Raw genomic sequence first — 25,703 nt, 5'->3', positions numbered from 1 at the left:
TCCGCCCGCTCGACGGTGGGTTTCTGCCTGTCATCCTCCCCGGAGGATAACAATGCGCTGCGCGAGCGCCGCAGCCTCGTCGTCGGATTCTCCTTCAACCGCTTCCAACAGCGGAACGAGCCGGTCGACGGTTCGCACGGACCGCACCTCGCCGGCCAGGTCGACGGCACGGTGACCTTCAACGATCCCCTGCCTGCTGTCGCCAGCTTTCAGCCGTGCCGTGGCGAGCGCGGTCAACTCGAAGATGGCACTGCGGGTGTCTGCTGCGCCCCGCGCCTCGATGCTGGTTGTCAGGTGCTGGACAGCACTGTCCATGCCGTCGTCGTTTCCCTCGTGGCCAGAGAGCTCCGCGTAGATCATCCCTGTGAGCGCTGAGAGGTCGGCGGCGCCGAAGAACGCGACCCAGGCGGACACGTTGTCCATCCCCCGGCTGAACTCCTGCTGTGCGCGGTCGAGAGCGCTGACGGCCCTGTCGCCATTGCCCATCAGAGCGTAGGCCCAGCCGGCGTTGGCGTGCAGCATCGCGACAGTCAGAGGATCCTCTGCTTCCTGAGCGGCGAGCTGACCGAGCTGGAAGAACCGGAGCGACTGTTCGATGTGGCTGCGGTGCAGATGTATACGGCCGAGCCGATAGAGCACATTTGCGGCCAGGGACAGATTGTCGTTGGCCTTGGCTTGCTGCAAGGCGAGCGCGAAATGCCTGCGAGCGCTGGTGTAGAGCCCAACGTCAAAAGAGGCCCAGCCCGCAAGGTTATGCAGGTCCGCTGTGGCCAACCAGAGACGCCGCCGGACGTCGTCGGTGCAGCTGGCGCCGAACATCGAGCGGGCGTAGTCCGTTTGCGCCAGGACCGCCTCGCGGCAAGCGCCCCCACCGTATTGGTAGTCCACAGCGCGCAGAATCCGGGTCAGGTGTTCGAGGTTGTCCACGTCGCTGTACCCGATCAGGCCGGGAGGGGGCGTCCGGGTGCGCAGGAGCGGCTGCCACCATCGGTCCGTCTCTGGCAGGGAAGTTCCCATCATGGTTTCCGCGGCGTGCTGAAGTGAGCGACGGATCTCTTCTGCTTCTCCGGCCCCCGTCACGCCCGTGGTCAAGGCGTCCTCGACCTGTGTATGAACCTCATGGTCATAGTTGCCCAGTCCCATGTAGCCGCGTGGAATCCGGAGTCCGTCGGCGATGCGCAGCAGTACGGGGTAGGCCATTACCATCCGGCCGCCCACGATCTCAGAGATCTCCGACTGAGATTGCCCGGTCAGCTGGCCGATCCGGCGTTGAGAGAACCCGCACCTGCTCAGGTGCCGGAAGACGGAGGCGAGATCGTGTCGGGCGAGAGCGGCGCGCATCGGCGGGCTCTCCCAGATGCTCGGCGGGGGAGGACCCCCGTCGGACCGAGTCGAGTTCACGGGCACTCCATGCTTTCAGTATTTGTGATCCGAAGGATAACGCCGAGGTCGCCCACTGCGGAACCGGTGATCGGTCGAGCTGATCGGTATAACTGATCGGCCTGGAGATAGGCGTTGATGATCGCGTTCCGCACTTACCTTTCCTGGCGCCGAGATGAAATCCTCCTGTCCTGAGAATGAGACGTAGAAGTCAGCATAGGCAGCCTCGCTTCGCCGCCTCCCAAGACTTCTTGAGATTGCTTCGGCGAGTATGTGTGAAGGGATCTGTCATGTCAGAGGCATCGGCCGGGCCTACCGGCGACTTCTGGTTGACGGCGCATGACGGCGTCGGTAAGACACGGCTGCTCGGTGATTGGCCGCTCGGGATCGGACTGGCCGCGGGGCTGCTCGCGGAATTGATTCACGGCGGCTGGTGCCGGCTGAATGAGGGCCGGTTGTTTCGTGAGGATGCCGATGCGCCCGCGGATGCCGCCCTGCGGGCACTTCTCGACCAGATGCGGCTGGACGAGAAGGACTGGCCGCCGTCGTCCCGGCAGCCGCGACAGGCGACTTACCGGGCCGTCCATGCGTTGCCGGACGTGGGTGCTTACTGGCCGCGAGCGGCGCCAGCCGTCTCGATCCGGCCGTCGGCGGTGGGACAGTTCCATCCCCGCGGGCTCGGTCATGATCTGCGTGAGTATCTGTCATGGCTGGCTTACGACGGGCGGGCCGACCTGCTGGTTGGGGAACGGCTCGTTCGTGTGGGTCGGGTCAGGCGTGAAGAGCGCCGGCGGGTGTTCGGTGGCACGACGGTGCGGCATGAGCCGGTCGATTTCAACGTGACAGGGTTTCCGGCGAGCAGGATTCGCACCGCTGTGCAACACGGGCTCAAGCTGTCCGGGGCGGATTTGCTCCTGACAGGACTTCTGCTGGTCACCGGCCTCGATCAGCATGCGTTGTTCACTTTGACGTCTGCCTGCCGCTCGGAGCTGCTCTCGCGGCTCAAGGCGCTGGACGGGCAGTCCCGGGCGCTGCTGAAGGCCGCGGACGTCGCCGTCAGCGACGCGGCTGTCCGCTGACACATCACCGAACCTTCCCGTCATGACGATGCAGGAGGAATCCATCGTGCCCGCAACCAGTGTGTCGAGGGCGTTGGCCCGCGATCGGCTCGGCGTGCTTGAGATCGGCTCAGCGATCGCCTCGTCGGTGGCGCCGTTGACCGTCGTGGCCCTGGTGGTCATCACCGCGCTCGCCGTCACCGGTCTGATCGGCGTCCCGGTCGCGATCCTCGCGGTCGCGGCGATTCTGATGGTCTTCGCCGTCGGCTATATGGCGATGTCGCGTCACATCGACAATGCCGGTGCGTTCTACGCCTACGTCGCCCAAGGGCTCGGGCGGCCGCTCGGAGTGGGCACCGCCTGGTTCGCGCTGTTCGTCTACAACAGCTTCCAGCTGTGCTGCTACGGCGGGATCGGGGCGCTCGCAGCGCTCACGTCCCCGCTGATCCGGAGCTCGACCGGCATTGCCGTGGCGTGGTGGGTCTTCGCGTTTGCCGCCTGGGCCGTGGTCGGGTTGCTCGGGGCGCACGAGGTCAAGCTGTCGGGCCGGATCCTGATGGTGCTGGTCATCCTGGAAACGGTCCTGGTCGTGGCGTTCACCGTCGCGATCATGCTCACGCCGGGCTTCCACTTCAGCCTGGACGCTCTGTCCGTGCGCAATCTGTGGATGCCCGGCGTCGGCACGCTGATCGTGCTGGGGATGACCGCGTACGCGGGGATCGAGCAATCGGTCGTCTACGGAGAAGAGTCGAAGAACCGTGAACGCACCATCCCGAGGGCAACCTACGGCACCATCCTGGTCGTCGCCGCGGTGTACGTGTTCGCCTCGGTGGTGGTGATCTCCGCCGGCGGTCCGCAGATCATCGGCAGGGCGAGCGCCGAAGGCAGCGAGCTGTTCTTCACCATGTCGGCTGTGGTGCTGGGCCAGACCGCGTTACTCGTCGGGAAGGCCGCACTGGGATCGAGCCTGTTCGCGGCGGCCGTTTCCTTCCACCAGGCCATCGCCCGGTACGTGTTCGCCCTCGGTCGCGAAGGTGTCCTCCCGCGGACGTTCGGCGCCACCGTCAAAGGTGGCGCCCCGCGCAACGCGTCCATCGTCCAGACGGCGTTTGCCTTCTGCGTGCTCGCGACGTACGCGATCGCCGGATGGGACCCGCTGGTTCAGCTCTTCTACTGGGGCTCCACCACCGGTGGTCTCGGCATCCTGCTCCTGATCACCCTGACCAGCGCTGCGGTCATCGTCTACTTCTGGCGTGATTCCCGCGGCGAGAGCCTGTGGCACCGCCGCATCGCCCCGCTGCTCGCGACCGTGATCCTGCTGTTCGTCTCCGTCAAGGCCCTGCAGAGTCTGCCCATCCAGTACGCCGTCGAGGGCGGCACCGGCCCGGCCCGGGCCGTCCCGATCGCTCTGCTGGTCGTCTTCGCCGCCGGCACCGGCTGGGGTGTGGTCCTCAGATTCCTCAACCCTCCGGTGTACGCGGGCATCGGACGCGGCACCCGCAGCGCCACCGTCCTCTGAGAAGGGAACCCACCATGACCAGTACCACCCCCACCCTGCGCATCGGTGTCGGACGAGCCGATGCCCTCGTGGCCGCGGACATCGTCGCGGACGCGTTCGACCCCCTCGGCGTCATCCGGTTCCTCGTCCCGGACCCGGCACGACGCCGCCCGGTGTCACGCGCCTGGTACGAACTGCACGTCCAGCACGCGATCGACGGCGCCGGCCGGGTCGTCCTGACAGCGGACGACAGCGCCGTTGCGGTGTGGTTCGACCGCACCGGCGAGAGCAGCGAGCCCGGCAACTACGCGAAGCGACTCGCGGCACTCGTCGGTGCGGACCTGCCCCAGTTCGAACACCTCGACCGGCAGATGGAGAACAACCACCCGCACGATCCGCACTGGCATCTGCTGTTCCTGGCAGTGCGCCGCGGCCGGCAACGCCAAGGACTCGGCAGCATGCTCCTGCACCACACCCATGAATGGCTCGACGCCCAAGGGCACGCCGCCTACCTCGAAGCCACCGACGAGAACAACGAAAAGCTGTACGCCACACACGGCTACCAGCCCATGACGCCACCCGGGATCCGGATCGCCGACGGTGTCCCGCCCCTGCGCCGCATGTGGCGACCCGCCCGGAACGGCTGACCGCGGCCATGAAAATCAGGGCAAGCACGACGACCACGAAGCCGGCACGCTCGAGCCTGCAACGCGGGAACCAAGCTGGTCACCGCCATGAGGACCGGCCCGGCTCAACTCCTCCGGCCGTTGACGGACGCGCGGCCGTCAGGCTGATGGGCCCGCAGGAGATCTGTCGACGGCTCGAAGGCGTCAGCAGGCGGCAAACCGCTGCGACCATGAGCCGGCCCGACTTTCCCGTTCCCGTAGCTCGCCTCTCACAGGGCCGGGTCTGGTTGGCGGACGACGTCGAGAAATGGTTGACGAAACATCGGCCATGAGGCAAGCGGGAAAGAGATCGGCTGGCGCCCCCCACGGCCTTGATGATTGGCACGTCCGTTCGCCGTCAGGGTGCCGGAGAGCGCCATCTCGCCGTCATGGTGAGGATGCCGCGCGGCCACCGAGCCGGGGTCGACCAGCTGGTGCAGGTGGCCGCCGGGCAGGTGTTCCACGGCCCAGCCGCGGTCTCGCGCCTCGGCGGCCGTGCGGTCGTACGGCGGCCCGAACAGCAGGAACCCGCACGGCCGGTCGTCCACCCGGCCGGCACGGGGATCTCCTGCCGGTAGTAGGTTGACCGGCCCGGTCGGGGTGTCGATCACGTCGACCGTGCGGTCCAGGTGGGAGAACTCGGCCTCGGCGTCGCGCCGGGTCACGTGCCGGTGGGATCGGAGCCGTGACTGTTCGCACCAACGTCGACAGAGTGTGTGGAAGGCCTCGTCACAGGTGTATCAACAATTGTGATTTTCCTCGACTAGCCTGTCCTGGCCTCGCGACAACGGGGGCCGACCAGGGAGAGATGCATGAACAAGCTGGGACACAGGGCGGGCGCGCTGGCCGCCGCGGCGATGCTGGTGATCGGCGGCGCCGCCGGCTGCGCGAAGGAGGACAAGGGTGGCACCACCGAGAGCGGGGTGGCGCTGATCAAGGCGGGCACGCTGACCACCTGCACCCACCTCCCGTACGCGCCGTTCCAGGCGAAGGACCAGACCGGCAAGGTCGTCGGCTTCGACGTCGAGCTCATCGACCTGGTCGCGAAGAAGCTGGGCGTGACCCAGGCGATCGTCGACACGCCGTTCGAGGGCATCAAGTCCGGCGCCGACCTCAACTCCGGCAAGTGCGACGTGGCCGCGGCCGGCATGACCATCACCGACGAGCGCAAGCAGGTGCTCGACTTCTCCGAGCCGTACTTCGACGCCACCCAGGCGCTCGCCGTGGTCACCGGCAAGGAGGTCAAGACGCTGGAGGAGCTCGCCGGCAAGCGCCTCGGCGTGCAGGGCGGCACGACCGGCGAGGACTACATCAAGGCGCAGGTCAAGGAGAAGAGCCTCAAGATCGAGGTGGTCTCGTACAAGGACCTCGCCGCGCTCCAGCAGGCGCTCAGCACCAACCAGGTGGCCGCCGCCGTCAACGACCTCCCGGTCTGGAACGAGTACATCAAGGCCAACCCCGGCAAGGTCGCCGTCGCGGCCGGGTTCGACACCGGCGAGCAGTACGGCTTCGCCGTCAAGAAGGGCAACGCGCCGCTGCTCAAGGCCGTCAACGACGCCCTCGCCGCGGCCCGTTCCGACGGCACGTACGACAAGATCTACAAGAACTGGATCGGCGAGAAGCCGGCCAGTTGAGCGCCATGAAACTCGGCCGGCGCCGGCGGCAGCGGCTCGTCCGCGTCGCCGGCTACGTCGTCTTCGCCCTCGCGATCCTGGCCGCGGCGAGCGCCGCGGACTGGGGCCGGCTGTCCGACGCGTTCCTCCGGTCCGACGTCGCCCGGAGCATGTTCCCCGAGGCGATCACGGTCGCGCTGCGGAACACCATCCTGTACACGCTGATGGCGTTCGTGTTCGGCCTCACGCTCGGGCTCGTCCTCGCGCTGATGCGGCTGTCGTCGAATCTGCCGTACCGGTGGGCCGCCACGGCCTACATCGAGCTGTTCCGCGGGCTGCCCGCGCTGCTGGTGCTGTTCATGGTCGGCTACGGCGTGCCGCTGGCCTTCCCGGACCGCGAGATCCCCGGCGGCGTGTACGGCTCGGTCACCGTCGGCCTCGGCCTCACCGCCGCGGCGTACATGGCGGAGACCATCCGCGCCGGCATCCAGGCGGTGCCGAAGGGCCAGCTCGAGGCCGCCCGTACGCTGGGCATGTCGCACCCCCGCGCGATGCTCTCCATCGTGCTGCCGCAGGCGTTCCGGATCGTCATCCCGCCGCTGACCAACGAGATCATCCTGCTCACCAAGGACACCTCGCTGGTCTACGTCCTCGGGGTCACCTCGACCACGATCGAGCTGACCAAGTTCGCCGGCGACGCGCTCAACACGCGCGTCAACCCGACGCCGCTGGTGGTGGCCGGGCTGCTCTACCTGGTGATCACCCTGCCGCTGTCGCAGCTGGTCCGCGGCCTGGAACGCCGGGCCGGGAGGGAGAAGTGACCGGGATGTCCACGATCCAGATCGGCGGCCTGCACAAGTCGTTCGGCAAGCTGGAGGTGCTGCGCGGCATCGACCTGTCGGTCGACCCGGGCGAGGTCGTGTGCGTCATCGGCCCGTCCGGCTCGGGCAAGTCCACGCTGCTGCGCTGCGTGAACCTGCTCGAGGAGCCGACCGCCGGCTCGATCCGGGTGGCCGGCGTCGAGGTCACCGACCCCGACTGCGACATCGACGAGGTCCGCCGCGGCATCGGCATGGTGTTCCAGCAGTTCAACCTGTTCGGCCACCTCACCGTCCGGGAGAACGTCACCATCGCCCAGCGCCGGGTCCTCAAGCGCGGACGCGCCGAGGCCCACCGGATCGCGGCGGAGAACCTGGAGCGCGTCGGCCTCGCGGACAAGGCCGGCGCGTACCCCGCCCAGCTCTCCGGCGGCCAGCAGCAGCGGGTCGCCATCGCCCGGGCGCTGGCGATGGACCCGAAGCTGATGCTCTTCGACGAGCCGACCAGCGCCCTCGACCCGGAACTGGTCGGCGAGGTGCTGGCCGTCATGCGCGGCCTGGCCGCCGAGGGCATGACCATGCTCGTGGTCACGCACGAGATGGCCTTCGCCCGCGAGGTCGCCTCCCGGGTCGTCTTCATGGACGGCGGCGTGATCGTGGAGCAGGGCCCGCCCGCCGAGGTGTTCGGCCGGCCGCGGGAGGAGCGCACCCGCGCCTTCCTGCACCGCGTGCTCGAGCCCACCCGGGTCAGCGAGACGGAGATCGGCGCGCACCTCAGCGAATGAGTGGTGCGGCGCTCAGCCGAGGTCGCGGACAGTGAAGACCTCGACCTCGGCCCGGGACGCCTGGAGGCCCGGCGCGGCGGCGAGCCGCTCCGGGTCCTTCCGGTACGCCTGATAGTCGGCCTCGCTGGCGAACGTGATCAGGTGGATCTCGGTGCGGTCGTCCGTGCCCCGCAGCCGCCGTTCCAGCGTTCCCCGGTAGCGGGCGAGCAGCGGCAGCACGGTGTTCTCGTACGTGTCGAACGCCGGGAGGCCGTCCTCGGGGATGCGCGCGAGCATCATCAGGGTGACTGCGGTCATCCGGTCATTGTTCCAAGGCCGGACGGTCCACCGAGAGACCCACCTCGCGCCACGCCGTCAGCTCCCGGCGCACGAGGTCCAGCTTGGCCTCGACCCGGGCGATGGCGTCCGCGCCGAGCTGGACGCGCAGCGGCGGGACGTCCTCGTCGGCCAGCGCCACGATCGCCTCGGCCGCCCGTACGGGATCGATGGGCTGGCTGCCGTTGATCTTCTCGGCCCATTCCCGGCGCGCCCCGGCGGTGGCGTCGTAGTCGGGGATCCGCCGCTCGCTGTGCCGCAGGCTGGACGGATCGAGGAAGTCGGTGCGGATCGCGCCCGGCTCGACCACGGTGGAGTGGATGCCGAGCCCGGAGAGCTCGGCGTGCAGGGCCTCGGTGATGGCCTCCACGGCGAACTTGGTGGCGCCGTAGACGCCCATGCCGGCGCTCTGCGTGAACCCGCCGACCGAGCCGATGTTGATGACCCGCCCCCACCGCCGCGCGCGCAGGTGGGGCAGCACCGCCCGGGTGACGGCGAGCAGCCCGAAGACGTTCGTCTCGAAGACCGCCCGGCACTCCGCGTCGGACACCTCCTCGATCGCGCCCATCAGCCCCCACCCGGCGTTGTTCACCACCACGTCGAGGTGGCCGAAGCGGTCCAGGGCCGCCGCCACGGCCGCGCGGACGGCGTCGTCGTCGGTGACGTCGAGGCCCACGGTCAGGGCGGCCCCGGCCGCACCCGCCGACTCCACGACCGCGTCCAGCGCGGCGGGGTCGCGCCCGGTCAGGACCACCGCGTCGCCCCGCCGCAGGGCGGCGAGGGAGATCTCGCGGCCGAGCCCGCGGGTCGCTCCGGTGATGAACCACGTACGCACGTCAGCACGTCCCTCCTGGTTGTCCGTCCGCGCCGGGACGCAGCACGCGGCAACGGGCCCGCGGGGGAGTGCCGCCGACCGTCACGACGAGCGCCACCGGCAGCCCTTCGGCGTCCATGATGGCCGAGGCGCAGTCGATCGCGGCGTCGGCGAGCCGGTCCTCCTCCGCGGCGATCCCGAGGGGAACCGCCGCGAGCAGGCCGTTGTCCACCAGGATCCGGTGCACGGCCCGCCGGGCCACCTCGCCGTCGAGCAGCGGCGTGGTGCGGCCCGTGCCGGGCCGGGCGTAACCCACCAGGACCAGCGGGACGTCGGCGGCCCGCACCTGCCCGGCGGCCAGCGCCGCCGCGACCGCCCCGGCCGCCGCCGACTCCCAGTCGCCGAGCACGTCGCCGCCGGGGCAGGGGCCCGCCGCGGCCGGGCGGCTCACCACGTCAGGTGCAGCTCGGCGAAGCCGCGCAGCATCGGGTTCGGCACCCGGGCGGGCTCCTCGTCGACGGCGCGCAGGCCGGGGAACCGGTGCAGGATCAGCTGGAAGGCGACCTCCGACTCCATCTCGGCCAGCGCGGCGCCGAGGCAGACGTGGGCGCCGTAGCCGAGCGCCACGTGCCCGATCGGATTGCGGGTCACGTCGAAGCGGTCCGGGTCGGGGAACATCTCCGGGTCGCGGTTCGCCGCGCCGAGCACGGTGACCACGCCGTCGTTGCGCAGGATCCGCTGCCCCGCGTAGTCGAAGTCCTCCCGGGCCACCCGGCGGATGAATTGCAGCGGGCTGTCGAACCGCATCATCTCCCGGATCGCGCTGGTCATCAGCGTCTCGTCGGCCCGCAGCTTGGCCAGCTCGTCGGGGTGCGCCAGCAGCGCCCAAAGACCGTTCGCGACCAGGTTGCGGGTCGTCTCGTGCCCCGCCACGATGAGCTGCGCGCAGTTCGCCAGCACCTGCTCGTCGGTCAGCCGGTCGCCGCCCTCGCGCGCGCCGACCAGCAGGCTGATCACGTCGTCGCCGGGGTGCGCGCGGCGCTCGGGCAGCACGGTGCGGAAGAACTCGCCCATCGACAGCAGGCCGTGCTGGGCCGCGCGCGCCTCCTCCAGCGTCGGCTTCAGCGAGCCGGTGAAGTGCAGGATCGAATCCGACCAGGTGACGAACGTCTGCATGTCGGCCGGCGGCACGCCCAGCATCTCGGCGATGACCGCCGCCGGGAACGGCTGGGCGAAATCGGCCATGAACTCGGTCGAACCCTGGCGTTCCATGGCGTCCACCAGCCGGGTGGCCACCGCGGTGACCTTGGGCCGCATGGTCGAGATGAGCCGGCGGGTGAAGCCCTTGTTCATCAGCTGCCGCAAGGGGCGGTGGTGCGGCGGATCCTGCAGCACGATCCAGCCGGCCACCGACGTGTTGAACGGCTCGAACTCCGGGCGGGCCTCCGGGGGGAACTGGTTGATGAACCCGGGCGCCTTCAGCGAGGTCGAGAACCGGTCGTCGCGCAGCACGTCGACGACGTCGCGGTAGCGCGGGACGAACCAGGTCCGGCCGGTGTTGGCGTCGGAGAGGTGCAGCGGCGCGGCGGCGCGCATGTCGGCGTACGTGGGGTAGGGGTTCCGCATGAATTCCGGGGTGATCCTCATCCTGATGCTCCTCGGTCGGTGGGCGGCGCCGTACGGGTGAGGCCGATCGCGCCCCAGGAGAGCGGGCCGCTGGCGAGCAGCAGCAGCCGGTCGCCCGGCCGCACCCGGTCGGGGCCGAGCGCGGCCAGGTTGATCAGGCCGTCCGCGGCGAAGACGTGCCCGTGCGCCGGCGCGGCCGGCAGGCGGCGGTCGCGCGGCACCTGCGCCATGTCGGCGAACTCGCCGGTGGTGCGCTCGGCGTAGTTGTTCGTGATCAGCCACCGGTAGCCGGTGGACGGGACACCGGTCTCCTCGGCGAGCCGCGTGGCCGCGCGCCGCACCCCGCTCATGATCTTGAGATGCTTGGCGAGCCCCTGGCCCTTGACGTACGCGGCCATCTCCGGCGCCGCGACCTGGGCCAGCCCGTCCAGCCGGTAGTCGCCGGCCGGGCGCGTGGTGAGCAGGCACGCGGCGGCGCCGTCGCCGTTGATGGTCACCGCGTTGGGCATCGCCCGGTACTCGCCCGGCCCGGCCGGCATCCGGTCGGCGGTGACGCACAGGACGGTGCGGACGCCCGGCCGCAGCACCAGCGCGCGGGCCACCCGCAGCACGCTCGCCAGGTTTCCGGACTCGGCGAGCCACATCGGGTACGCCGGCAGCCCGCCCAGCCCGGCCGGCCGCAGCACCCGGTCGCGCAGCGTCGCCTCCACCGAGGACCCCGCCCCCGGCTCGGCCCCGTAGCTGCAGCTCGCATGGACCACCGCGTCGACCTCGCCGGGCCGCACCGCGACGCTCTCGAACAGCCTCGTCACCGCGCGCAGGGCGAGCGCCGACGGTGGCTCCGCCGCCACCGAGCAACGGTCGAACCCGTGGGCCCGCAGGCGGGCCGCCAGCTCCCCGGACGGCACCAGCTCCTCGACCGGCACCGGGCGGCCCAGCGCGTACGCCGGCCCGGCGAGCCGGATCTCCGCGCTCACAGCCGGCTGACCAGCAGGGAGCTGAACACGTAGTTGCCGCCGACCCCGACGACGTGCAGGAGGTCGCCGGGGCGCACCTCGTCCCGTTCCGCCAGCGTGGACAGCGTGATGAGCTGGTCGTACGCGAAGCAGTGCCCGAAGCGGGGGATGTTCGCGGCCGGCACGCGGTCGAACGGGACGGCCGCGACGGCCGCGTAGTTCTTCAGGACGGGCACGGCGAGGTTCGCCAGCACCAGGCGGGCGAGATCGTCCGGGCCGTGGCCGGTCTCCTCGTACGTGGCCCTGCACAGCGCACCGAGGTTCCCGGCGAACAGATCGATGATCCGCAGGAACTGCCGGGCCGGGTCGAGGGCGCTGAGCTCGGGCACCACGCGGTGCCGGACGTGCCGCAGCCGGAAGCCGCTCGCGCCGCCGGCCGTCACCACGCAGGTGAACACGGTGTCGCTGAACACCGACAGGTTGCCGTCGAGGATCCGGCTCGCGCGGCCCTCGTCCAGCGCGTCCGCGCCGACCAGCAGCACCGTCCGCGCGTGGCCCGCCCGGAACAGCCCGTCGATCACCATCAGGGCCTGGGAGAAGTTCGTGCACTGGCCCAGGAACACCCCGAGCGGCAGGGCGTGGCTCATGCCGAGGGTGTGCGCCAGCGTGATCAGGTCGGCGTGGTCGTCGTACGCGGCGAACGTCGACGAGATGAAGACGACGGCGTCCACGTCCGCGGGGGCGACGCCGGCCTTCTCCAGGGACTCGGTGGCGCACTCGGCGTACCACTCCCGGGGCGGCCGGTCCAGCACGGAGTAGCGGCGCAGGCCACCGGCGTTCAACGCCTTGATCTGGTCGGGCCGGGCGGCCGGGAGGTCGTCGACGTCCCGCCAGCCGCCGTGCCGGTAGCTGATCCCGTCGACGGCGAGCGCGGTCATGACACCCGCTCCCCGGCCAGCAGCGCCTCGCGGTCGACCTTGCCGTTGGGGGTGAGCGGGAAGCCGGGCACGACCACGATCCGGCCCGGCACCATGTAGCGCGGCAGCAGCCGGCCGCAGTGCGCGCGCAACTCGGTGATCAGGCGCGGGTTCCCGGACCATCCGGCGCCGACTCGGACGAACGAGATCAGCGTCGGCGGCTCCCCGGGCGCCAGCACCGTGCTGGTCTCCAGGACGGCCGGGTGGCGGCGCAGGGTGGTGTCGACCTCGGCGAGCTCGATCCGGTTGCCCAGCAGCTTGACCTGGTCGTCGAGGCGGCCGAGGAAGTAGTGCTGCCCGGCCGCGTCGCGGACGACCCGGTCGCGCGACGCGAACGCGCGCCGCCCGGCGGACACCGGGCTGGGCACCAGCGCGGCCCGGGTCGCCTCCGGGTTCTCCCAGTAGCCGTCGAACAGGCTGTCGCCCTCGATGTAGAGCTCGCCGGGGCGGTCCGGCCCGTCGACGACCCGGCCGGCGTCGTCCACCAGGTACATCCGCATGCCGTCGATGGCCCGGGTGCCGAACGGGGCCCGCCCGTCGGCGTCCGTGGGCGGCTCACCGAGGATCTGGTACGCGCACGCGATCGACTCGGAGTGGCCGAAGCCGTTGACGATGCGTACCTCCGGGTGGGCGCGGCGCAGGGCGTGCAGGCCCGCGGCCGGGAAGCCCTCCCCGGCGTACAGGACGGTGTCCACGCCGGTGTCCGCGAGGGCCGCGGCGTCGTCGCCGGCGAGCAGGTCGCGCCAGATCGACGGCACGCCGTTCATCTGCTGGACGCGCTGCCGGCGCAACGTGTCGAGCAGCCCGGACGGCTGGTGGGTGAGGATGCTCGGGATCTGCACCAGGGTGCCGCCGGCCCCGAGCGCCATGCCGAGGTCGAGCAGGGAGAAGTCGAACTGCAGCGGCGACGTGCTGCCCAGCCGTACGCCCGGCCGGACCCCGAAGCCGCAGAAGCCCGACCAGAACGACACCACCGCGCGGTGCGACATCATGATGCCCTTGGGAACCCCGGTCGAGCCGGACGTGAACACGACGTACGCCAGGTCGTCCTCGCGGGCGGCCCGCGGCCCGGTGGCGGGGTCCCGCCGCCCGGCGAGGCGCAGCGTCCCGTCGGCGCCGAGGATCCCCGACACGGCGGTGGTGCCGTCGCCCGGCACGCCGGTGATCCGGGCGGCCGGTCGCACCTGCGCGATCACCTGTTGCCGGCGCGCCTCCGGCAGCGTCGGATCGACCGCGACGAACGGGATGGCCCGCGAGGCCGCGGCGATCATCAGCGCGACCGCCTCGGGCCGCGGATCCAGCTCCAGCAGGAGAACGTCCCGCGCACGCAGTCCGCGCTCGTCGAACTCGGCGGCCCAGCGCCGGGACAGCGCGGCGAGCGCGCCGTACGTGAGCGTGCGGCGGTAGCGCACCGAGGTCACGGCCGGCCGGTCCGGGTGCGCCGCCGCGCGGGCCAGCAGGTACTCGTGGAAGAGCCGCGCGCTCATGCGGGATCCCCGCCGGCCCGCGCGGCCGCCGCCTGCTGCTCGCGCTGCTGCCGGACGATCTGCTCGATGAACGCGCTCACCTGCGCCGCGTCGCTGCGCAGCGTGAGGATCTCCGCCCCGGGCGAGCGCAGCCGCACGTCGGCGGTGTTGGCCCGGCGCAGGACCGCCAGCAGGGTGCTGTTCGCGGCGCACTCGGTGACCAGCGCGGCGACCTTGTCGTCGTCGGGGTCGTCGTCGAGGTCCGCCTCGCACCGCACCACGAAACGGATCTCGTGGAAGCGCGCCGGCACCGCCGGGTCGACGTTCATCATGCCGCGGATGTCGAGCCGCCCGCCGCCGTCGACCTCGATCCGGGACAGCGGCAGGCCGCGCTCCCGGGCCAGCGCGGAGAGGCCGAGGGCCAGCTCCGCGGAGATCGCGGTCAGCAGCATCTCCTGCGGGTTGGGGCCGCGGTCGATCCCCAGCATCTGCTTCGACTGGTCGACCACCAGCGTGGGAGCCGCCCGGCGGGCCTCGATGCCCGGGCTGACCGCCGTGCTCACGTGCGCCTCGGTGCCGTACTCCCACTGCAACTCGGCGACCACCGTCAGCTCGCCGGCCGCGGGCGCGGTGGCGGCCGGGGCGGTCACCGGGACCGGGCGGCTCGTGGCGGTGCCGCCGGGGCGGACCAGCACGCTCGACAGGTCGTAGTCGCCGGCGTCGAGGAAGGCCCGGTGGTTGGGGCTGAAGCAGGTGACGAACTGGGTCACCTGGGCCAGCGCCGCCTCGGTCGCCTCCGCGTCCACGGTGATGTCGTACCGCAGGTCGCGCAGGCCCGCGGACGGGTCGGCGACGCGCCCGGCGGCGTCGGTGGGCACCGTCGCGGTGACCCGGACACCCAGCGACGTGAGGCTGATCCCGCGCGCCGAGTAGCCGTGCACGTGGGTGATCAGCACGCAGGCGCCGATCGCCGCGGCGGCTGCCTCCACCGGGGTCAGGCCGGGATCGGCGGCCTCCGCGCCGGTGAGCGCCAGCCGGAAGTCGCGGGCCATCCGGAACGTGCCGTGGTGCGCGGTGCCGACCGTGACCTCCGCCCGGTCGCCGGCCACGGCGGTGCTGGTGGAGAAGCGGATGACGGCCTCGGCCCCGTTCTCGCGGATCTCGTGCACGATCTCCGAGACGCCGCTGATGTTGAGTCCGTTACGCATGCTGTGGGCCTCCTGGGTCGAGCGGTCAGATGCCGGTCAGGGCCGTGTCGATGTCGGTGATGAGGTCGGCGCTGTCCTCGATGCCGACGGACAGCCGGACCAGCCCGGGCTGGATGCCGAGCTCGCGGCGCTGGCGCACGGTCAGGAAGCTGTGCGACGTGTTGAACGGCAGGCTGACCAGCGACTCGACGCCGCCGAGGCTGGTCGCGACCGCGGGGATGGTGAGCCGGTCGAGGAACTTCAGCGCGGCCTCGTCACCGCCCTCGACCTCGAAGCTGACCATGCCGCCGAAGCCGGTCGCGCACCATTCGCGCAGCCGCGGGTACGGGTATCCGCTGAGCGACGGGTGGTGCACCGCCGTGACCCGCGGGTGCTCGTTGAGGAACGCGGCCAGCAGGTTGGCGTTCTCGATGTGCGTACGCATCCGCACGGCGAGCGTCTTGAGCCCGCGCTCGAGCAGGAAGCAACCGAACGCGTCGAGGGAGCCGCCGAGCTTGAGCAGCTCGGTCCAGATCCGGTCCATGTACTTGCGCGAACCCGCGGCCACCCCGGCGGTCAGGTCGCTGTGGCCGCCCAGGTACTTGGTCGCGCTGTGGATCACCACGTGCGCCCCGAGGTCCAGGGGCCGCAGGCAGTACGGCGTGAGGAACGTGTTGTCGATGACGAGCAGCAGGTTCTCGCGCCGCGCCAGCTCGCCCAGCTCCGGCAGCGGGATGGACTTCAGCAGCGGATTCGTCAGCGTCTCGAAGAACAGCACCTGCGTCTCCGGGCGTACGGCCGCCTCGATCTCGCGGATGTCCGTCGGGTCGGTGAAGGTCACGTCCCGGCCGAACTGCGGCATGTCCTCGCGCAGCAGGTTGTAGGTGCCGCCGTACACGTCGCGGGAGCTGACGATGTGGCCGCCGCGGTTGGTCAGGGTCAGCAGGGCGGTGGTGATGGCCGCCATCCCGGAGGCGAACGCCACCGCGCTCTCGGCGTTCTCCAGCGCCGCGACCTTCTCCTGCACCACCCACTGGTTGGGGGTGCCGTAGCGGCCGTAGATCGGCACGTCGCGGATGTGGCCCTGGTCGAAGGCGCCGTACGTGTGCTCGTTGAACTCGTACGTGCTGCTGGTGAAGATGGGCGTGCCGACCGATCCGGTGGCGGGGTCGATGTAGGTGCCGCTGTGCACGCTGCGCGTACTCATCCCCAGGTCGTCGTCCATGACCCGCTGTTCCGGCAGGCGGGGGCCGGGCACCCGGCCCCGGCGCAGGTTGTTCGACCACTTGCGGTCCGCGCCCGGTCCGGCGGGGTCACCGATGGCTTTCGACATCTTCGTTGCCTTTCGTCGTGGTCATCTCGGTCGGGCCGGCTCGGGGCGCAGCAGGCCGTCGACGATCTCCTCGGCGTGGCGGCCGTGGAAGAAGTTGAGCCCGACGTCGTAGTCGCCGTGGGCGTCGCGCCGGCCGTAGCCCAGCCCGATCCCGAACAGGCCCGGCACGGCGCCGTCCGGGCCGAGGAGCCGGCCGCGAGGGTCGAGCTCGTACCGGCCGGCGCTCATCCGCAGCGGCACCCGCCGCCCGTCCGGGCCGATCAGCGGCGGCGCCGTCGCCCGGTAGCCGGTCGCGGTGACCACCACGCCGGCACCCCGGCCGTACGCCTCCGCCTCGGCCCGGCACAGCCGCACCCGCCGCTCGCGGCCCTTCAGCACGGCGAGGCACAGGTCGCGGGAGCGGCCCCGCAGGCCCCGGTGCCGGTTCACCATGCCGGTGTCGGGGCAGACCGCGGGCGCGTATCCCGGCCGCCAGCCCGAGGCGTCCAGTTCGGACATCGAGTCGAAGCACAGGTCGAGCCGCCGGTACAGGATGGTGATCTGCCCGGGGGTGAGCTTCGTGCCGCAGCTGCGCAGCAGCAGGTCGGCGACGGAGAAGCCGCTGTGCGAGCCGCCGACGATCACCACCGGCAGGCCGGCCCGCAGCGCCGCGACGGCCGGCTGGATGCTGCCGGACAGCACCTCCTGCGAGGTCATCACCCGCGCCGGGACCGCGCCCGGCGGCGGCCCGGCCGGGCGCGGATCCTGCTCGCCGCCGCCGGTGGCGAACACCACCGCACGGGAGACCAGCTCCCGGCCGTCCGCCCCGACGCTGGTGAAGGTGCCGCCGGGGCCGTGCCGGATCTCGCGGACGTCCCGGCCGTAGGTCAGCTCGCCGCCGGTCCCGGCGAGCCAGGCGGCGACCGCGTCGGCGATGTCGCCGAGGAGGCCGGCGACCAGGCGCAGCGGCACCGGGGAGCGGCCCCGCTCGGCGAGCGCCCGGGCCGGCCGCCGGCGCAGCACCGCGCCGAACCGGCCGCCCGGATCGATCCCGGCGAGGAAGTCGGCGGCGGGGGAGTTCGAGTCGATCAGGTACGGCATCCGGCCGGCCCGCGCGGTGTCCGCCGGTGCCCGCTCCAGGAACGCGACGCCGGCGTCGGCCAGGGCGGCCAGGTCACCGGTCCGGTCCGCGGACAGCGGCAGCCCCAGGGCGGCCGGCCCGAAACCGATGACCTGCACCAGCGGGTTCATCCGGGCAGGCCCGCCAGCAGCAGAGCGGTGAGCGACGGCGTCCGCACCGGGTCGACCACGGAGAAGTGGTCACCGTTCACCTCGTGCCAGGTCGCCCCGGGCAGGGCGGCGGCGTACCGGGACGCGGACAGGGGCGTCAGGTACGCCGCACCGCCCGCACCGAGCCCCTCGGTCGCGGTCAGCACCACGGGCCGCAGCCGCGCGTCGGCCGTGAACTCGTAGCGGTTCAGGGCGCGGGCGTTGGCGCGGTAGCGGCCGAACATCTCGGTGAGGGCCGGCACGCTCATCCCGGCCAGCCGCGGCTCGCCCGCGACCAGGCTCTCCAGGTCGCCGCCGGCCGCGTGCCCGCGCAGCCGTCCCTCGGAGAGGTTGTGCACGAACGAGGCGAGCAGGGTGGCGTCGTCCACGTCGGCGCCGGGCGTCGCGGGCAGCCACGGGTCGATCATCACCAGGTCGCAGCGGCGGCCGCGATCCACCAGGACCCGTGCCATTTCGTACGCGACCACGGCGCCGAAGGACCATCCGGCCAGGCGCACGGTGTCGCCGTCCGCCAGGTCCGCGTACTCCCGGGCGAGGGCGGGGACGGTGCGTTCGCCGTCCGGGTGGGTGCTCGCGGCGATGCCCCACAGGGTGGCGTGGTCGCCCAGCGCGGCAACCAGCGGCTGGTAGCAGAGGATGTCGCCGCCGACCGGGTGCACGAGGACGACGGGACTGCCCCGGCCGCCCATCCGGACGCGTACCGGTCCGTGGGCGGCCTGCCGGTCGAGCAGGGTGGCGAGCCGGCGGACGGTCCGGTGCTCGTACAGGGCGGCGAGCGGCAGCCGCACGCCGAACTCGCGTTCCACGGCGTTCATGAGCGCGGCGGCGGCCAGCGAGTGTCCGCCGTACGCGAAGAAGTCGTCCGTGACGCCCCGGACGGCCACCGCCTGCCGCCACAACTCCAGCATCCGCCGCTCCACGTCGGAGGCCGGCTCCTGCGCCGTGCCGGGCTCCTCCTGCGCGGGCAGGGCGCTCAGCCGGGCCCGGTCGACCTTGCCGTTCGCGGTCAGCGGCAGGGAGTCGTGCAGCCGGATCGCGCCGGGAACCATGTAGTCGGGCAGCCGCCGGGGCAGGGCCGCGAGCAGGTCGCGCTCTAGCCCGGGGCCGGCGCCCGGCCCGGGGACCACGTGGCCGGTGAGCGTGCCGCCGCGGTCGTCGCGGCGCAGGACCGCGGCGGCCGCCCGCACGCCGGGGTGCGCGAGCAGCGCCGCGTCGACCTCGCTCAGCTCGACCCGGAAGCCGTTGACCTTGACCTGGTCGTCGGCGCGGCCGAGGAACTCCAGCGTGCCGCCGGGGCGGTAGCGGGCCCGGTCGCCGGTGCGGTAGAGCCGGTCCCCGGTGCGCGGATCGGTGCGGAAGGCGGCGGCGGTGAGGCCGGGTGCGTGCAGGTAGCCGTCCGCGAGGCCGTGGCCGCCGATGAAGAGGTCACCCGGCACCCAGTCCGGCCGGTCCGCGCCGGCGGCGTCGAGGACCCGGAAACGCTGGTTGGCCAGCGGGTGGCCGTACGGGACGCTGGGCCAGCCCGGTGGCAGCGCCTCCGGCACGTCGTACCAGTTGGACCAGATGGAGGCCTCCGTGGCGCCGCCCAGGGCGACCACCCGCAGGCCCGGCAGCGTCTCCCGCAGCGCGGCGGCGAGCGTGACCGGCACCCAGTCGCCGCTGGCCATGGCGAGCCGCAGCGCGGGCAGGCCCGGCCGCGCGGTGACGCGCCGGTAGTCGGCGAGCATGGTCAGGTACGCCGGCACGCTGTTCCACACCGTCACCGCGTGCCCTGCCGCCAGCTCGTGCAGGCTCGCGATGTCGTCGGCCTGCCGTTCGTCCGGGACCACGACCGCGCCGCCCACCCGCAGCGGGCCGAAGATGTCGTGGATGGACAGGTCGAAGGTGCTCTCGGAGATCGCCAGCATCCGGTCCCGCGGCCCGAGGGCGAAGCGTTCCTCCAGATCGGCGATGGTGTTCAGGGCCGCCTCGTGCCGGATGACGACCCCCTTGGGGCGCCCGGTCGTGCCGGAGGTGAAGATGACGTACGCGACCGACTCCGGGTCGGTGCGCGGCGCCCGGAACGGCCCTGCGGGGTGGTCACCCTCGACCGGCAGCGTGGTCAGCGCCCCCGCCCACGCGGCCACCTCGGCGGGCCGCCGGTCGGTGAGCACGGCCGACGGCACGGCGGTCCCGGCGATCTGCCGCAGCCGCGCGTCCGGCCACCGCGGGTTGAGGGGAACGTAGACGCATCCCGCGACGAGGGTGCCGAGCGCGGCGGCGATCTGCGCGGGGCCGCGTCCGGCGTGGACGAGGACCCGGTCGCCGGGGCCGCAGCCCCGGGCCGCCAGGCTCGCCGCGACGGCCGTCGCCCGCTCGGCGAGCTGGGCGTAGGTGAGCGTCTCCCGGGAGGTCAGGACGGCCGGTGCGGCCGGCGTACGCCGGGCCTGCGCGAGAACGCCGCCGTGCAGGGTGCCGGGAGCGAACGTACGGGCGGTGTCGTTCACCGCCGCCCGCACGTCGAGCTGCGCGGCGGGGGTCAGGTCGAACCGCCGCTCGTCCCACGCCCCGGGCTCCGCGCACAGCCGCCCGAGCAACCGGCGGTACGCGTCCACCATGGCGTCGAGCACCCCCGGCGCGAACGCCTCCTCGACGCAGTCCCAGTTGGCGGTGAGCCGGTCGCGGGCGTCGAAGACCTGGTGGTCCAGGCACACCTGCGGGGTGTGGATCTGCCCGCCGAGCCGCTCCCACCCGAGCCGCTCCAGGAAGATGCCGTCCGAAGCGCCGTTGCCGATGACACTGGCGAACACCACGGGCATGGCGGCGTGCCGGCTCGTGCCGTGATGCCGGTTGAACTCGCGGATCGTCTCGACGCCGCTGTGCCGGCCGTGCGCCAGGTCGGTCACGAGCTGCATCCCGAGCCGGCGGGCCCGGCCCAGGAAGGTCTCCCCGGGGGCGTCGTGGCAGGCGAGCAGCAGGGTGTCGCTGAAGTTGCCGATCACCGCGGGCACGTCGTCGTGCAGGGGGCGGCGTTCGCCGTACATGACGTTGAGGGTGAAGTCCGGCGCGGCGGAGAAGTGCCGCAGCACCTCACCGAACGCGGCGCACAGCGCGACCGTGGTGGTGATCCCGTGCCGTGCCGCGCCCGCCTTGAACGCCCGCCAGGCGTCGCCCTCGACCGTCACCGTGCGCCGCCGCAGCGACCCCGACACCACCTCCGGCCGGTACGGCAGCTCCGGCGCCGCGGGCAGCGACGGCAGGCGGTCGACCCAGTACCTCCGGTCGTCCTCGTGGCTCTCATCCGCCACCGCCCGCCGGTACCGCGGGTAGCCGTACCGCAGCGGTGGGAGCGGCCGGCCGTCGAGCAGGTCGCGCAGCTCGTCGGCGAAGACGTCGCCGGAGCGCCCGTCGAAGGTCAGCAGCCGCCCGGCGACCTGCACATGCCAGTGATCCGTACGCCGGAACAGCCGGAACCTGACGATCTCGGCGGACCCCAGCGGCGGGGGAGTGCGGGCCAGCTCCTCCCGGCTGCCGGTGATGACCTCCACGGCGTCGCCGGCGTCGAGATGCCGCAGATCCCGCACCTCGACCGGCGCCCGCTCCGGCGGCGCGGCGACCCGGCCCTCACCGACGTCGGTGTAGACCGCGCGCAGCATCTCGTGCCGGTCGACGAGGCGGAGGACGGCCGTGCCGAACGCCTCCACGTCGAGCGCCGGGCACCGGTACTCCTCGACGAACTGCGCGGGTGACGAGAACGGGAACGAGCCGATCTCGCCGAGCACGTACGCCTGCTGGAGCGGCGACATCGGGAACGTGGCGGGTTCCCCGGGTGCGGTCTGCGGAGCGGCGTCCTGCTCCCCGGGGGCCGGCCCGGGCTCCTGCGCCGCGGCCCACCCGGCCAGGTCGCGGAACGTCGGGTGCTCGAAGATCAGCATCCGCGGCGCCTCGACCCTCAGCTCGGCGCCGATCCGGTCGGCGACGGCCAGGGCGAGCAGCGAATACCCGCCGAGCTCGAAGAAGCTCGCCTCGTCCGGGAAGTCGGCGGGGGCGTCGAGCGCCTCGGCCCACACCGCGCGCAGCCGCTGGACGGTGCTGGTCTCGCTCATGACCTGGTCTCCTCGGCCGCCCGCCCCCGGCCGCCGGGCGGCTCCAGCGTCGTCGGCAGGGTCGCGGGACGGCGGAAGGTCGAGCCCTCGGCCGGCGGGACCGGGTCGTCGGGCCGGGCCCGCGGGAAGCGCCGGAAGAAGGCGGTGAAGAACGTCGTGGCCAGGCCGGTGGCGAGGGGCAGGCCGAGGCAGGAATGCGGACCGTGGCCGAAGCTCAGCGAGGCCCGCTCGGTGCGCGCCGGGTCGAAGCGGTCGCCGTCGGCGAACACCGTCTCGTCCCGGTTGCCGCTGCTCAGCACCAGCTTGAGGGCGCTACCGGCCGCGATGGGGACGCCGGCGAGCCGGGTGTCGACCCGGGCGAAGCGTACGGTCTCGGTCTGGGGTGGATCGAAGCGCAGCACCTCGCGGACGAAGCGCCGCATGACCTCGGGATCGGCGGCGGCCGGCGCGGCCCAGCCGGGGAAGCGGCCGAACGCGGCCATCGTGTTGGCCAGCATGCCCGAGGAGGTCTCGACGCCCGCGGCGAGCACCAGCAGGACGAGGCCGATGGCGTCGGGGACGCCGACCTCGCCGGACCGCACGGCCGGGGTGAGCCGGCCGATGACCGTCCCGGGCTCGGCGCCGCCGTCGTGCAGCATCCGCCGGACCACGGCCTCGATCTCGCGTCGCAGCTCGATGGCGGTGGCGAACTCGCGGCTGCTGCCGTCCAGATGGTCGAGCAGGTAGTCCAGGTGGGAGAAGATCCGGGCCCGGTGCTCCGGCGCGATCCCGAGGAACGCCGCGGTGACCGCGGTCGGCAGCGGCCGGGCGACCCGCTCGACGAAGTCGACGTGGTGGGCGTCCGCGAGGGCGTCGACGGCCCGGTCCACCTCCGCGTCCACGATGTCGGCGAAGGGCAGGTTCTCGATGCGCCCGCGCAGCAGCCCGGTCAGCAGGCGCCGTCCCCGCACGTGCCAGGGCCCGTCGACGTCCAGCAGGGTCCGGCCGAAGACGGTGCGCGAGACCCGGAACGGATATTCGACGGTGAAGTCGGGGCTGGTCAGGCACGTACGGATGTCGGCGAAGCGGAACACGCAGTACATCTGCACCGACGGCTCCCAGAGCACGGGCTCGCCGGCGCGGTAGCGCCGGTAGACCGCCGCCGTCCCGTCGCCGGGGGCCACCAGGAAGTCAACCCGCCGCACGGCACCCTCCACGCTCGGTCACGAGGATCATCCGGTGGCCACGAACGTGCCGTAGATGCTGTCCATCGTCGCGAAGGAGTCGATGCCGGCGTCGTCGAGATCGACCGGCCGGCCGAGCAGTTCCTCCAGGAAAACGATCACGCGCACGACGGTGAAGGAGTCGAGAACACCGGCGTCGAAGAGGTTGTCGCCGGGCTGCAGCGCAGTGATCGAACGATCCGGCCCGATCCCCGCGACGAATTCCTCGAAAGCAGATATGAATTGAGAGCGTTCGATCATGATTCTCCCCGTGGTGACGCGCACTGCCGCGCCGATCACGACCATTGTGAGGCGCTTAATTTGTCAGGGTCTGTCCGTTCAGGACATATTGCCGGCTATCAACACCCCCGTGGTGCCGGAAACCCGACGCAGCAAGATCTTCGGGCCGTCCACTTTGGTGCGGCGCCCGGGCAACCATAGCCCAATCACCAGGGGTAGTCACCCCGTTGCCAAAATCGGGCGAGGGCCTTGCTACGGTCGGGTGGTACTTGTACATTGGCTCTCGAACGGTCGCTGCAAAAAAAAAGTCAACGGGGCGCCGACCTGTCGATCTCCTGAAAGTTCCGTCCTTGTGGTGCACGGTTACGTGCGCCGGACGTGCCGCCTTTGTACGCCATTGAATGGCATGCCTGACCGATTTCGGTCGGGCCGGGCATTGGCGCCCGCATTGCCTCGAGGTGCTCTATCGAGTCGTTGTCCGACGCCCTCGCCGGGTCGCCGGGAATCCTATTCATTCCGGAGGGAATGTCACGTGTCTGTTTCCGTTCTGCCTGACGAGGCCGTCGTCGTCCGGACCCCCGACGAATTCCTGCGCATGCCCGAGGAATACCGCGAGGTGGCCCTGCGGCAAATCATGGTGAACACCGAGGGCGAGCTCTCCGGCGCCGACGACTACATCCAGGTCTTCTACCCGCTCGCGCCCAACGCCGAGGAGGCGATGGTGTGCGCCGAGCGGGCGGTCGAGGAGTTCGACCACTACAAGAAGGGCAGCAAGGTCCTCGCCGACCTCGGCATCGACACCGGCTACATGGAGAAGCAGAAGCTGACCGAGCGGCAGCTGTTCTCGGCCACCGAGCTGCACCAGTGCACCACCTGGGCGGAGCGCGGAATCTTCTCGTACGTCGGCGAGGAGACCGCGATGGTCATGCTCGAGGAGTTCGCGCAGGGCAGCTACAAGCCGTGGGCCGACGCCGTCCGCACCATCATCCTGGACGAGAAGATCCACATCGGGCACGGCGCCCGGGTCTGCCGCAACCTCGCGATCACCGAGGAGGGCCGCGAGAGCCTCCAGCAGGCGCTCGACCGGCTGTGGCCGACGTTCCTCGGCATCTTCGGCAGCCGGCGCTCCGAACGCGCCAAGCTCGCCGTGCGCTTCGGGCTCCGCAAGACCACCAACGGCGAGGCCGCCGACCTGTGGCGCGAGCGGGTCACCCCGCGGATCGAGAAGCTCGGCCTGACCGTACCGCAGGCCTGACGGGAGCATGACATGGTCGTACCGGTATCCATCGCACCACCACCACCCGACCGGCGGTGGGCCAAGAGCCGCGTCGCCGAGCTCCTGACCGGACGTCCCGACCTGGCCGGGCGCCTGCGCGACGTACGGCGCTTCGCCCGTACCGTCCGCGCCTGCGAGGTCCACCTGACGACGGCCTGCAACATCCGGTGCAAGGGATGCTGGTATTTCGAGGGCGGCTTCGACGACGCGGTGAAGGAACTCACCGACCTGGAGCAGATCCGCCGGTTCGCCCGGCGGATCGCCGCCGACGGGATGACCCAGGCGACGCTGATCGGCGGGGAACCGACCCTGGTGCCGCAGCGGATCGAGGCGTTCGTCGCGGAGCTGCCGTTCGTCACCGTCTCCACCAACGGCCTGCGCCCGATGCCCAAGCAGGGATTCGAGAAGATCTCCCTGGTGGTCAGCCTGTTCGGCGGCGGGCCGCTCGACGACGACCTGCGGGCGATCCGGCCCAGCGGCAGGACCTTCGACGGCCTCTTCGACAAGGCGCTGGGCCACTACACCGGCGACCCGCGGGTCATGTTCATCTTCGCGCTCTCGGAGCCGGGCATGGCCTACATCGAGCCGACGGTGCGGCGCATCGCCGACAACGGCAACATCGTGACCTTCAACTTCTACAGCGAGCACGGCACCGACACCCCGCTGCGGATCCGCGACGAGGCCCGCATCCTCGCCGAGGCGCAACGGGTCAAGGAGCTGTTCCCCGAGACGGTGGTCAGCCACCCGTACTACATCGACGCGCTGATCACCGGCCGGTCCCACTGGGGCGGCAGGTTCGGCTACGACGTCTGCCCGAGCATCAGCGTGGACGCGCCGGTGCACCAGCAGCGCGTGGCCAACGGCAACCCGGTGCTCCCGGGCTTCGCCGTGTGGGGCGCCGACTACGAGACGCTCCAGTTCTGCTGCACCTCCGGCGACTGCGGCGGATGCCGGGACAGCCAGGCGGTGTACAGCTGGCTCGTGGTGAGCATGCACCGCTTCCTCGACAGTGTGGAGCGGCTCGAACTGTGGCTCGACCTCGCGGAGAGCTACTGGCGGCAGTGGCACTGGTCGCCGTACCACGCCAGCAAGAGCGGCGCTTCCGCCGCCTGAGCGCGGCGCCCCCGGCCGCCAGGGCGC

At 71.8% G+C, this 25,703-nt stretch carries 23 protein-coding genes; 8 read left to right on the top strand and 15 right to left on the bottom strand.

What is annotated here, in order from left to right; genetic code table 11:
* Positions 1-30: 30 nt before the first annotated feature.
* Positions 31-1,341, bottom strand: coding sequence for an NsdA family TPR-like regulatory protein (locus tag CLV70_RS10095; protein ID WP_106126162.1), 1,311 nt, complete (start codon positions 1,339-1,341; stop codon positions 31-33).
* A 329-nt stretch (positions 1,342-1,670) separates the two neighbouring features.
* Here CLV70_RS10095 and CLV70_RS10090 point away from each other — a divergent pair, with 329 nt between their 5' ends.
* The 3 genes from CLV70_RS10090 to CLV70_RS10080 are packed head-to-tail and all read left to right on the top strand — an operon-like array spanning position 1,671 to position 4,583.
* Positions 1,671-2,459: a GPP34 family phosphoprotein gene (locus CLV70_RS10090; RefSeq protein ID WP_158277739.1), complete on the top strand. Its 789-nt coding sequence runs from the start codon at positions 1,671-1,673 to the stop codon at positions 2,457-2,459.
* A gap of 22 nt (positions 2,460-2,481) precedes the next feature.
* A complete protein-coding gene (locus CLV70_RS10085) occupies positions 2,482-3,957 on the top strand; it encodes an APC family permease (RefSeq protein WP_245908148.1) in 1,476 nt (491 codons plus the stop codon).
* A 14-nt stretch (positions 3,958-3,971) separates the two neighbouring features.
* On the top strand, positions 3,972-4,583 hold the full coding sequence (locus CLV70_RS10080) for a GNAT family N-acetyltransferase (protein ID WP_106126160.1): 612 nt from the start codon (positions 3,972-3,974) through the stop codon (positions 4,581-4,583).
* Between the two features lie 248 nt (positions 4,584-4,831).
* Here the strand turns inward: CLV70_RS10080 and CLV70_RS40370 are convergent, their stop codons facing one another.
* Positions 4,832-5,266, bottom strand: a complete 435-nt coding sequence (locus tag CLV70_RS40370) for a hypothetical protein (protein ID WP_211303711.1) — start codon at positions 5,264-5,266, stop codon at positions 4,832-4,834.
* Positions 5,267-5,413: 147 nt separating this feature from the next.
* Here CLV70_RS40370 and CLV70_RS10065 point away from each other — a divergent pair, with 147 nt between their 5' ends.
* The 3 genes from CLV70_RS10065 to CLV70_RS10055 are packed head-to-tail and all read left to right on the top strand — an operon-like array spanning position 5,414 to position 7,817.
* Entirely contained in the window at positions 5,414-6,235 is an 822-nt protein-coding gene (locus CLV70_RS10065) for a basic amino acid ABC transporter substrate-binding protein (protein ID WP_106126158.1), read from the top strand.
* Positions 6,236-6,240: 5 nt separating this feature from the next.
* The gene (locus CLV70_RS10060) at positions 6,241-7,035 is read left to right on the top strand and encodes an amino acid ABC transporter permease (protein WP_106126157.1); all 795 of its coding nucleotides are present in this window, start codon (positions 6,241-6,243) and stop codon (positions 7,033-7,035) included.
* A 5-nt stretch (positions 7,036-7,040) separates the two neighbouring features.
* On the top strand, positions 7,041-7,817 hold the full coding sequence (locus CLV70_RS10055) for an amino acid ABC transporter ATP-binding protein (RefSeq protein ID WP_106126496.1): 777 nt from the start codon (positions 7,041-7,043) through the stop codon (positions 7,815-7,817).
* Between the two features lie 12 nt (positions 7,818-7,829).
* Here the strand turns inward: CLV70_RS10055 and CLV70_RS10050 are convergent, their stop codons facing one another.
* Genes CLV70_RS10050 through CLV70_RS09990 form a run of 13 tightly spaced genes read right to left on the bottom strand, consistent with a single transcriptional unit; the run spans position 7,830 to position 23,353 of the window.
* A complete protein-coding gene (locus CLV70_RS10050) occupies positions 7,830-8,114 on the bottom strand; it encodes a hypothetical protein (RefSeq protein WP_106126156.1) in 285 nt (94 codons plus the stop codon).
* Positions 8,115-8,118: 4 nt separating this feature from the next.
* The gene (locus CLV70_RS10045) at positions 8,119-8,967 is read right to left on the bottom strand and encodes an oxidoreductase (protein WP_106126155.1); all 849 of its coding nucleotides are present in this window, start codon (positions 8,965-8,967) and stop codon (positions 8,119-8,121) included.
* Between the two features lies 1 nt (position 8,968).
* The gene (locus tag CLV70_RS10040; RefSeq protein WP_106126154.1) at positions 8,969-9,400 is read right to left on the bottom strand and encodes a hypothetical protein; all 432 of its coding nucleotides are present in this window, start codon (positions 9,398-9,400) and stop codon (positions 8,969-8,971) included.
* Positions 9,394-10,593, bottom strand: a complete 1,200-nt coding sequence (locus CLV70_RS10035; protein ID WP_106126153.1) for a cytochrome P450 — start codon at positions 10,591-10,593, stop codon at positions 9,394-9,396. The genes CLV70_RS10040 and CLV70_RS10035 overlap by 7 nt, the downstream gene beginning before the upstream one ends.
* Positions 10,590-11,549, bottom strand: a complete 960-nt coding sequence (locus tag CLV70_RS10030; RefSeq protein ID WP_245908147.1) for a beta-ketoacyl-[acyl-carrier-protein] synthase family protein — start codon at positions 11,547-11,549, stop codon at positions 10,590-10,592. Before CLV70_RS10030 ends, CLV70_RS10035 begins: the two co-directional genes overlap by 4 nt.
* Positions 11,546-12,466 carry a 3-oxoacyl-[acyl-carrier-protein] synthase III C-terminal domain-containing protein gene (locus CLV70_RS10025; RefSeq protein ID WP_106126152.1) on the bottom strand — a complete coding sequence of 307 codons (921 nt, stop codon included), beginning with the start codon at positions 12,464-12,466 and terminating at the stop codon, positions 11,546-11,548. Before CLV70_RS10025 ends, CLV70_RS10030 begins: the two co-directional genes overlap by 4 nt.
* Entirely contained in the window at positions 12,463-13,992 is a 1,530-nt protein-coding gene (locus CLV70_RS10020; RefSeq protein ID WP_106126151.1) for an AMP-binding protein, read from the bottom strand. The genes CLV70_RS10025 and CLV70_RS10020 overlap by 4 nt, the downstream gene beginning before the upstream one ends.
* On the bottom strand, positions 13,989-15,179 hold the full coding sequence (locus CLV70_RS10015; RefSeq protein ID WP_106126150.1) for an OsmC family protein: 1,191 nt from the start codon (positions 15,177-15,179) through the stop codon (positions 13,989-13,991). The genes CLV70_RS10020 and CLV70_RS10015 overlap by 4 nt, the downstream gene beginning before the upstream one ends.
* A 25-nt stretch (positions 15,180-15,204) precedes the next feature.
* Positions 15,205-16,491: a trans-sulfuration enzyme family protein gene (locus CLV70_RS10010; protein ID WP_106126149.1), complete on the bottom strand. Its 1,287-nt coding sequence runs from the start codon at positions 16,489-16,491 to the stop codon at positions 15,205-15,207.
* Positions 16,492-16,512: 21 nt separating this feature from the next.
* Entirely contained in the window at positions 16,513-17,721 is a 1,209-nt protein-coding gene (locus tag CLV70_RS10005) for an NAD(P)/FAD-dependent oxidoreductase (protein WP_245908146.1), read from the bottom strand.
* A complete protein-coding gene (locus CLV70_RS10000) occupies positions 17,718-21,845 on the bottom strand; it encodes a non-ribosomal peptide synthetase (RefSeq protein ID WP_245908145.1) in 4,128 nt (1,375 codons plus the stop codon). Before CLV70_RS10000 ends, CLV70_RS10005 begins: the two co-directional genes overlap by 4 nt.
* Positions 21,842-23,029 carry a cytochrome P450 gene (locus CLV70_RS09995; RefSeq protein ID WP_245908144.1) on the bottom strand — a complete coding sequence of 396 codons (1,188 nt, stop codon included), beginning with the start codon at positions 23,027-23,029 and terminating at the stop codon, positions 21,842-21,844. The genes CLV70_RS10000 and CLV70_RS09995 overlap by 4 nt, the downstream gene beginning before the upstream one ends.
* Before the next feature lie 27 nt (positions 23,030-23,056).
* On the bottom strand, positions 23,057-23,353 hold the full coding sequence (locus CLV70_RS09990; RefSeq protein WP_106126148.1) for an acyl carrier protein: 297 nt from the start codon (positions 23,351-23,353) through the stop codon (positions 23,057-23,059).
* Between the two features lie 466 nt (positions 23,354-23,819).
* On the opposite strand from CLV70_RS09990, the gene CLV70_RS09985 reads away from it, so the two are divergent.
* Together CLV70_RS09985 and CLV70_RS09980 are read left to right on the top strand one after the other, a co-directional pair.
* Positions 23,820-24,542 carry a Phenylacetic acid catabolic protein gene (locus tag CLV70_RS09985; protein ID WP_245908143.1) on the top strand — a complete coding sequence of 241 codons (723 nt, stop codon included), beginning with the start codon at positions 23,820-23,822 and terminating at the stop codon, positions 24,540-24,542.
* A gap of 12 nt (positions 24,543-24,554) precedes the next feature.
* Positions 24,555-25,676: a radical SAM protein gene (locus CLV70_RS09980; RefSeq protein ID WP_106126146.1), complete on the top strand. Its 1,122-nt coding sequence runs from the start codon at positions 24,555-24,557 to the stop codon at positions 25,674-25,676.
* The last annotated feature ends 27 nt before the right edge of the window (positions 25,677-25,703 follow it).

The organism is Pseudosporangium ferrugineum (assembly GCF_003002065.1).
In the GTDB taxonomy this organism is placed as follows: Bacteria; Actinomycetota; Actinomycetes; order Mycobacteriales; family Micromonosporaceae; genus Actinoplanes; species Actinoplanes ferrugineus_A.
Note: the sequence above shows the minus strand (reverse complement) of the source record. Positions and strands in the feature narration are given on the sequence as shown.

Bases quoted from the DNA above. Each gene is read 5' to 3' on its own strand.
- CLV70_RS10085 (WP_245908148.1), top strand. From the start codon at position 2,482: ATGACGATGCAGGAGGAATCCATCGTGCCCGCAACCAGTGTGTCGAGG.
- CLV70_RS10020 (WP_106126151.1), bottom strand. From the start codon at position 13,992: ATGAGCGCGCGGCTCTTCCACGAGTACCTGCTGGCCCGCGCGGCGGCG.
- CLV70_RS10065 (WP_106126158.1), top strand. From the start codon at position 5,414: ATGAACAAGCTGGGACACAGGGCGGGCGCGCTGGCCGCCGCGGCGATG.
- CLV70_RS10050 (WP_106126156.1), bottom strand. From the start codon at position 8,114: ATGACCGCAGTCACCCTGATGATGCTCGCGCGCATCCCCGAGGACGGC.
- CLV70_RS10080 (WP_106126160.1), top strand. From the start codon at position 3,972: ATGACCAGTACCACCCCCACCCTGCGCATCGGTGTCGGACGAGCCGAT.
- CLV70_RS09990 (WP_106126148.1), bottom strand. From the start codon at position 23,353: ATGGTCGTGATCGGCGCGGCAGTGCGCGTCACCACGGGGAGAATCATG.
- CLV70_RS10025 (WP_106126152.1), bottom strand. From the start codon at position 12,466: ATGACCGCGCTCGCCGTCGACGGGATCAGCTACCGGCACGGCGGCTGG.
- CLV70_RS10090 (WP_158277739.1), top strand. From the start codon at position 1,671: ATGTCAGAGGCATCGGCCGGGCCTACCGGCGACTTCTGGTTGACGGCG.
- CLV70_RS10005 (WP_245908146.1), bottom strand. From the start codon at position 17,721: ATGAACCCGCTGGTGCAGGTCATCGGTTTCGGGCCGGCCGCCCTGGGG.
- CLV70_RS10000 (WP_245908145.1), bottom strand. From the start codon at position 21,845: ATGAGCGAGACCAGCACCGTCCAGCGGCTGCGCGCGGTGTGGGCCGAG.
- CLV70_RS10095 (WP_106126162.1), bottom strand. From the start codon at position 1,341: ATGCGCGCCGCTCTCGCCCGACACGATCTCGCCTCCGTCTTCCGGCAC.
- CLV70_RS10015 (WP_106126150.1), bottom strand. From the start codon at position 15,179: ATGCGTAACGGACTCAACATCAGCGGCGTCTCGGAGATCGTGCACGAG.
- CLV70_RS10010 (WP_106126149.1), bottom strand. From the start codon at position 16,491: ATGTCGAAAGCCATCGGTGACCCCGCCGGACCGGGCGCGGACCGCAAG.
- CLV70_RS10060 (WP_106126157.1), top strand. From the start codon at position 6,241: ATGAAACTCGGCCGGCGCCGGCGGCAGCGGCTCGTCCGCGTCGCCGGC.
- CLV70_RS09980 (WP_106126146.1), top strand. From the start codon at position 24,555: ATGGTCGTACCGGTATCCATCGCACCACCACCACCCGACCGGCGGTGG.
- CLV70_RS10055 (WP_106126496.1), top strand. From the start codon at position 7,041: ATGTCCACGATCCAGATCGGCGGCCTGCACAAGTCGTTCGGCAAGCTG.
- CLV70_RS10035 (WP_106126153.1), bottom strand. From the start codon at position 10,593: ATGAGGATCACCCCGGAATTCATGCGGAACCCCTACCCCACGTACGCC.